This is a genomic window from Streptomyces sp. OR43, assembly GCF_008042275.1.
Taxonomy (GTDB): domain Bacteria; phylum Actinomycetota; class Actinomycetes; order Streptomycetales; family Streptomycetaceae; genus Streptomyces.
This window is the reverse complement of sequence record NZ_RDBK01000043.1, coordinates 3,813,206-3,819,928: the sequence shown is the minus strand read 5'-3', so window position 1 is coordinate 3,819,928 and position 6,723 is coordinate 3,813,206. Positions and strand designations below refer to the sequence as shown.

2 protein-coding genes and 3 pseudogenes are annotated in these 6,723 nt (G+C 73.0%); 2 read left to right on the top strand and 3 right to left on the bottom strand.

Annotation, left to right across the window (positions count from 1 at the left end):
- A partial coding sequence (locus EAO72_RS36370; RefSeq protein ID WP_261991739.1) for an AzlC family ABC transporter permease occupies positions 1 to 830 on the bottom strand: 830 nt, incomplete at its 3' end.
- Between the two features lie 10 nt (positions 831 to 840).
- On the bottom strand, positions 841 to 1,704 hold the full coding sequence (locus tag EAO72_RS36365) for an AraC family transcriptional regulator (protein ID WP_148021276.1): 864 nt from the start codon (positions 1,702 to 1,704) through the stop codon (positions 841 to 843).
- A gap of 267 nt (positions 1,705 to 1,971) precedes the next feature.
- Here EAO72_RS36365 and EAO72_RS44355 point away from each other — a divergent pair.
- A pseudogene (locus tag EAO72_RS44355) lies at positions 1,972 to 4,035 on the top strand (DEAD/DEAH box helicase); the annotation flags it as partial.
- 139 nt (positions 4,036 to 4,174) lie between these two features.
- Here EAO72_RS44355 and EAO72_RS44350 read toward each other — a convergent pair.
- Positions 4,175 to 4,303, bottom strand: a pseudogene (locus tag EAO72_RS44350) (hypothetical protein); the annotation flags it as partial.
- A 15-nt stretch (positions 4,304 to 4,318) separates the two neighbouring features.
- Between EAO72_RS44350 and EAO72_RS44345 the strand changes: the two are divergent.
- A pseudogene (locus EAO72_RS44345) lies at positions 4,319 to 6,667 on the top strand (Lhr family helicase); the annotation flags it as partial.
- Positions 6,668 to 6,723 lie beyond the last annotated feature (56 nt).

The following is a 6,723-nucleotide window of genomic DNA, read 5'->3' as shown; positions in this document are numbered from 1 at the left end:
GTGCCGGCCGGCGCCCTGGAGCGTCCGGTCGTGCAGCGCCTGGCCGCCCCGGCCGGTTCATCCGGGGTTCCGTCCTTGCCGCGCCCCATCAGCCCGTCATTGCCGCGCCCCATCAGGAAGAGGACGGCCGGCGCCGCGAGCGCCGCCAGCAGTACGGGCACACCTGCGGGCAGCACGGGCAACAGGCCGAGTGCGAGCACGACGGCAAGCGCGGCGGTGACCCGCTCCGTCGTGCTCTTCAGCATCGGTGCGAGCAGGGCGAGGAAGACGGCGGGGCCCGCCGCGTCCAGCCCCCAGGCGGCGGTGTCGCCGAGCGCCTTCGCGCCGAGCGCGCCGACCAGCGTGGTGAGGTTCCACAGCACGTAGAGCGTGAGCCCGGTGACGGTGAAACCGATCCGGGCGGCGCGCCGGGTGGGCTGGGGCAGCGTCACGGCGGTCGTCTCATCGATGACCCACTGGGCGGCGAGGGGACGCACGGCACGCGGCAGCGCGAGCAGCTGCGACAGCCGCAGGCCGTAGAAGGAATTGCGTACGCCGAGGAAGAAGGCACCGGCGGCCGCGGTGTACGGGTTGCCGCCGGCGGCCAGGGCCCCCACCAGGGCGAACTGGGAGGCGCCGGTGAAGACGAGGAGGCTGAGCGCGCAGGTCTGCAACAGGCTCAGGCCGGACCCGGCCGAGGTGACACCGAACGCGAAGCCGGAGAGGCCGACGGCTATGCCGACGCCGAGTGCGTCACGTACGACGGCCGCGTCCGGTTTGGCCTCGGCGGTGGTCGCACTGCCGCCGGGCGGGCCGGCGACGCTCTGAGGGGGTGCTGTCTGTTCTGCCACGCCCGGGACGCTACCTGGGCGATCCGGGGCCGGTCTTGTACGTTCTTGCGCGTTCCCGCTGGTAGGCGCCGGGTGGCACCCCCACGATCCGGGTGAAATGGCGGTTGAGATGCGGCTGGTCGGTGAAGCCGACCGCGGCGGCAGCCGCGGCGGGGGCGGTGCCCGCGTCGAGCATCCGACGCGCACGCCGGACGCGCGCGTCGGTGAGCCAGGTGTGCGGCGGCATCCCGTACTGCTTCTTGAAGGCCCGGAGCAGGGCGAACGGACTCGTGCCGAGTTCGGTGGCCAGTGCCTCCAGGGTGGGCGGCTGCGACATCCTGCTCTCCAGTACGGCACGGGCCCGCGCCGCGTCCCGCGCGCCGGCCGCCCGGGGCGCCGGGGCGGGCAGGACGCTGGCGTGCCGGGTGAGCAGGCGCGTGACCAGGACCCTCAGCACGCTGTCCGCCGCCAGCGCGTTGCCCTCCTCCGCTGCCCGGTGGACCTCGCCGATGAGCCGAGCCGCGTGGGGATCGGCCACGCTGGTCTCCGTGAAGCCGACGGTGCCGCGCAGGTTCGTCATGTCGGCCGCGATGGCGTTGACCGCCTGGGCGGACGGGTAGAGCGTGGCGTACACCCAGCCCTCGGGAACACCGGCCCGCGCGGTGTGCGGCACCTCGGGATTGATCATGACGACGGAGCCGGGGCCCGCGTGGACGGTGCCACCGGGCAGCTCGACGTCCTCGACGCCCTGGGTGACGGCGCCGAACACATAGCCCTCGTGGCTGTGTCGCGGAAAGGTGTGGCGGATGTAGCGGGCGCGCAGCAGGTCGAGGTCGGGCAGCTCCGCGTACTGCCAGTGCCTCGCCCATTCCGCCGGTCCCGTCGCTCCTGCCATGCTCGAATTCTCGCAGCTCGCGGGCTACGGGGCCTCGGCTCTTCTGGCGGGTGCGGCAGCTTCGGCGCTTCCTGCGGGCTGCGGAAGCTTCGGTGCTTATCGCCGCACGCAGTTCGCAGTTCGCAGTTCGCAGTTCGCAGTTCGCAGGCTGCGGGAGCCTCGGGGCGGTGGCCGGCCGAGGCGCTGCGGCCTCATCCACGGGCGGGGCAGGCGACCCGCGGAGTCGTTTCGGGGCCGTTGTCAGTGGCGGGGTGCACGATGGGGGACATGACCGGCTCCGCACTCGATGCCTTCTCCCCCGCGACCCGCAGTTGGTTCGCGGGAGCCTTCAGCGCGCCGACAGCAGCGCAGGAAGGCGCCTGGCGGGCGATCGGTGAAGGGTCGGACGTCCTGGTCGTCGCGCCGACCGGATCGGGAAAGACCCTGGCCGCCTTCCTCGCCGCCCTGGACCAGCTCACCGCGGTCCCGCCGCCCGCCGAGGCGAAGAAGCGCTGCCGGGTGCTCTACGTATCGCCGCTCAAGGCGCTCGCCGTCGACGTGGAGCGCAATCTCCGTTCGCCGCTGACCGGCATCCGCCAGGAATCTGCGCGCCTGGGGCTGCCCGAACCCGAGGTCCGCGTGGGCATCCGCTCCGGCGACACCCCACCCGCCGAGCGCCGTTCGATGGCGACGAGGCCGCCGGACATCCTGATCACCACACCCGAATCCCTCTTCCTGATGCTGACCTCCTCGGCACGGGAGGCACTGGCCGGAATCGAGACGGTGATTCTCGACGAGGTGCACGCGGTAGCGGGCACCAAGCGCGGCGCCCATCTCGCCGTGTCGCTCGAGCGGCTCGACGAGCTGCTGCCCCGGCCGGCCCGGCGCATCGGTCTGTCGGCCACCGTTCGCCCGGTCGACGAGGTCGCGCGTTTCCTCTCACCCCTGCGGAAAGTGGAGATCGTCCAGCCGCCGTCCACCAAGCAGTTCGATCTGTCGGTGGTCGTGCCGGTGGAGGATCTGGGTGAGCTCGGCGGCTCCCCCGCCACCGACCCGGACTCCGGCCAGGCGGACAAGCCGTCGATCTGGCCCCATGTGGAGGAGCGGATCGCCGATCTCGTCCAGGCCCACCGCTCGACGATCGTCTTCGCCAACTCCCGCCGTCTCGCCGAGCGGCTCTGCAACCGGCTCAACGAGATCGCGTACGAACGGGCCACGGGCGAGACGATGCCCGAGGCCCACTCCCCCGCCGAGATCATGGCGGAGTCCGGGGCGGCGAAGGGCGCGCCCCCGCTCCTCGCCCGGGCCCATCACGGGTCGGTCTCCAAGGAGCAGCGCGCACAGGTGGAGGAGGACCTCAAGGCGGGCAGACTGCCCGCCGTGGTTGCCACCTCCAGCCTGGAGCTGGGGATCGACATGGGAGCGGTCGACCTGGTCATCCAGGTCGAGTCGCCGCCGTCGGTCGCTTCCGGACTCCAGCGGGTCGGCCGTGCCGGGCATCAGGTCGGCGCGGTCTCGACCGGGGTCGTCTTCCCGAAGTACCGGGGCGACCTGGTGCAGGCGGCCGTGGTCACCGAACGCATGCGTGAAGGATCCATCGAAGCGCTGCGGATCCCTTCCAATCCGCTGGACGTGCTGGCCCAGCAGCTGGTCGCGATGGTCGCCCTGGACAGCTGGCAGGTGGACGACCTGCTGACCGTGACCCGCCGGGCCGCGCCCTTCGCCTCACTCCCCGAGTCGGCGTTCACCGCCGTGCTCGACATGCTCGCCGGCCGCTATCCGTCCGACGCGTTCGCCGAGCTGCGTCCCCGTGTCGTCTGGGACCGGGTCGCCGGCACGGTCACGGGCCGGCCAGGCGCCCAGCGGCTCGCCGTCACCTCCGGCGGCACCATCCCCGATCGCGGCCTGTTCGGGGTCTTCCTCGCCGGCTCCGACCCCAAGAAGGGGGGCGGCCGGGTCGGGGAGCTGGACGAGGAGATGGTGTACGAGTCCCGGGTCGGCGACGTCTTCACCCTGGGCACCACGTCGTGGCGGATCGAGGACATCACGCGCGACCGGGTCCTGGTCTCGCCCGCACCCGGTGTTCCGGGACGGCTGCCGTTCTGGAAGGGCGACCAGCTGGGCCGTCCGCTGGAGCTGGGGCGTGCGCTGGGCGCCTTTCTCCGCGAGCTCGGCGGGCTGTCCCCGGACGATGCCCGGCAGCGGCTGCTGGCCGCGGGTCTGGACACGTGGGCCGTGGACAACGTGCTGTCCTACATCGACGAGCAGCGCCGGGCCTGTGGCCATGTGCCGGACGACCGGACCATCCTCGTCGAGCGTTTCCGGGACGAGCTGGGTGACTGGCGCGTCGTCGGAGCTCGCGGAGAAAGGCGCCCAGCGCACGCCCCAGCTCCAGCGGACGGCCCAGCTGGTCGCCCTTCCAGAACGGCAGCCGTCCCGGAACACCGGGTGCGGGCGAGACCAGGACCCGGTCGCGCGTGATGTCCTCGATCCGCCACGACGTGGTGCCCAGGGTGAAGACGTCGCCGACCCGGGACTCGTACACCATCTCCTCGTCCAGCTCCCCGACCCGGCCGCCCCCCTTCTTGGGGTCGGAGCCGGCGAGGAAGACCCCGAACAGGCCGCGATCGGGGATGGTGCCGCCGATGTGGCCTTCGACAAGGGCGAGATCGAGCAGATCGTGACGGACCAGGTCGGCGGTTCCGCCCTGTTCGCCTCGCGGTTCCGCGAGTGCGCGGCCCGAGCGCTGCTGCTGCCGCGGCGCAGCCCGGGCAAGCGCACACCACTGTGGCAGCAGCGTCAGCGGGCTGCCCAGCTCCTTCAGGTCGCCTCCGAGTTCGGCTCGTTCCCCATCGTCCTCGAAGCGGTCCGCGAATGCCTCCAGGACGTCTTCGACGTACCGGGGCTCACCGAGGTGATGGGCGATCTGGAGGCCCGCCGGATCCGTCTGGTCGAGGTGACGACGCAGGAGCCTTCTCCGTTCGCCCGCTCGCTCCTGTTCGGATATGTCGCGCAGTTCCTGTACGAGGGCGACTCCCCGCTCGCCGAGCGGAGGGCCGCCGCGCTCTCGCTCGACTCCCACCTCCTGGCCGAGCTGCTGGGCCGCGCGGAACTGCGCGAACTTCTCGACGCCGAGGTCCTGACCGAACTGGAGCGGGAGCTCCAGTGGCTGACCGAGGACCGCCGGATCAAGGACGTCGAAGGGGTCGCCGACCTGCTGCGGGTCCTCGGCCCGCTCACCGATTCGGAACTGGCCGAGCGCGGGGCCGAGCCCTCATGGGCGCAGGAGCTGGCAACGGCACGCCGCGCCATCCGGGTCCGGATCGGCGGCAGCGATCACTGGGCGGCCATCGAGGATGCGGGCCGGCTGCGCGATGCCCTGGGCACGGCACTCCCGGTCGGCGTCCCCGAGGCGTTCACCGAACCGGTGAAGGACCCGCTCGGCGACCTCCTCGCCCGCTACGCCCGTACGCACGGGCCGTTCACCTCCACCGCGGCGGCGGCCCGATTCGGCCTCGGCACCGCCGTCACCGACGGCGCGCTGCAACGGCTCGCGGCCTCGGGCCGGATCGTCCAGGGCGAGTTCCACCCCGCCGGTATCGGCCAGGAGTGGTGCGACGCCACGGTGCTGAGGCGGCTGCGGCGCCGCTCGCTCGCGGCGCTGCGCCATGAGCTGGAGCCGGTACCTCCCGCCGCTCTGGCGGGCTTCCTCCCCCAGTGGCAGCATCTCGGCGACAACAGCCTGCGCGGCATCGACGGACTGGCGCGCGCCGTGGAGCAGTTGCAGGGCGCCCCTGTCCCCGCGTCCGCGTTGGAGAAGCTCATCCTGCCGAGCCGGGTCAGCGGCTACTCCCCGGCGCTCCTGGACGAACTCACCACCACCGGCGAGGTCGTGTGGGCCGGTGGTGGGGCTCTGCCGGGCAAGGACGGCTGGCTCTCCCTCTACCCGGCCGACAGCGCTCCTCTCCTCCTGCCTCCCCCGCGCCCGCTCGAGCTCAGCGCGCTGCACGAATCCGTACTGACCGCGCTCAGCGGGGGGTACGGGCTCTTCTTCCGACAGATCGCCGATCAGGTACGCGCCACCACGCACCCGGACTCCACCGATCCCCAACTCGCGGACGCCCTCTGGGATCTCGCCTGGTCCGGCCGCCTCACCAACGACACCCTCGCCCCGCTGCGTGCGCTCCTGGGCTCGGGGCGTACGGCCGGATCGACCGCGCATCGCGCCAAACGCAGTGTTCCGCGCGGCCGGTACGGCTCCCTGACCACCTCGGCCCGCCCCGTCTCGCGTACCGGTCCGCCCACGGTCTCGGGCCGCTGGTCCCTGCTGCCCTCCACCGAACCCGAACCCACGCACCGGGCCCACGCCCTCGCCCGCACCCTCCTGGACCGGCACGGAGTGGTGACGCGTGGCGCGGTCCAGGCCGAGGGTGTCGAGGGCGGCTTCTCCGCCGCGTACCGCGTGCTTTCCGCCTTCGAGGACAACGGGCAGGCGCGCCGCGGCTATGTCGTGGAGGGACTGGGGGCCGCGCAGTTCGCCATGGACGGCGCGGTCGACCGGCTCCGCGCGGCCTCCACCGCGCGCGACCGTACGGAACCCGGCGCGGACCCCCGCGCGCTGGTACTCGCCGCGGCAGACCCCGCCAATGCCTACGGGGCGGCCTTGCCGTGGCCCGAGCCACCGGCCGGGGCCGGCCACAAGCCCGGCCGGAAGGCCGGCTCCCTCGTCGTCCTGGTGGACGGTGAGCTGACGCTCTATATGGAGCGCGGCGGTAAGACGCTGCTCGCCTGGCCGACCGACCCGGACGATCCCGCGCTGCGGGCCGCCTCGGCGGCCCTCGCAGCCGCGGCCCGGGCCGGAGCACTCGGCACCGTCACGGTGGAGCGCACCAACGGCGTCTCGTCGCTGACCTCACCGCTCGGCCGCACCCTGGAGTCGGCCGGCTTCCTCGCCACCCCGAGAGGCCTGCGCCTGCGCGCCTGAACCCAGCACCACCCCCACAGCCCCACGGCCACGGCCACGGCCACAGCGGCCGAGCG

Excerpts from the sequence above, each read along its gene's own strand:
- EAO72_RS36365 (WP_148021276.1), bottom strand. The coding sequence starts at position 1,704 with ATGGCAGGAGCGACGGGACCGGCGGAATGGGCGAGGCACTGGCAGTAC.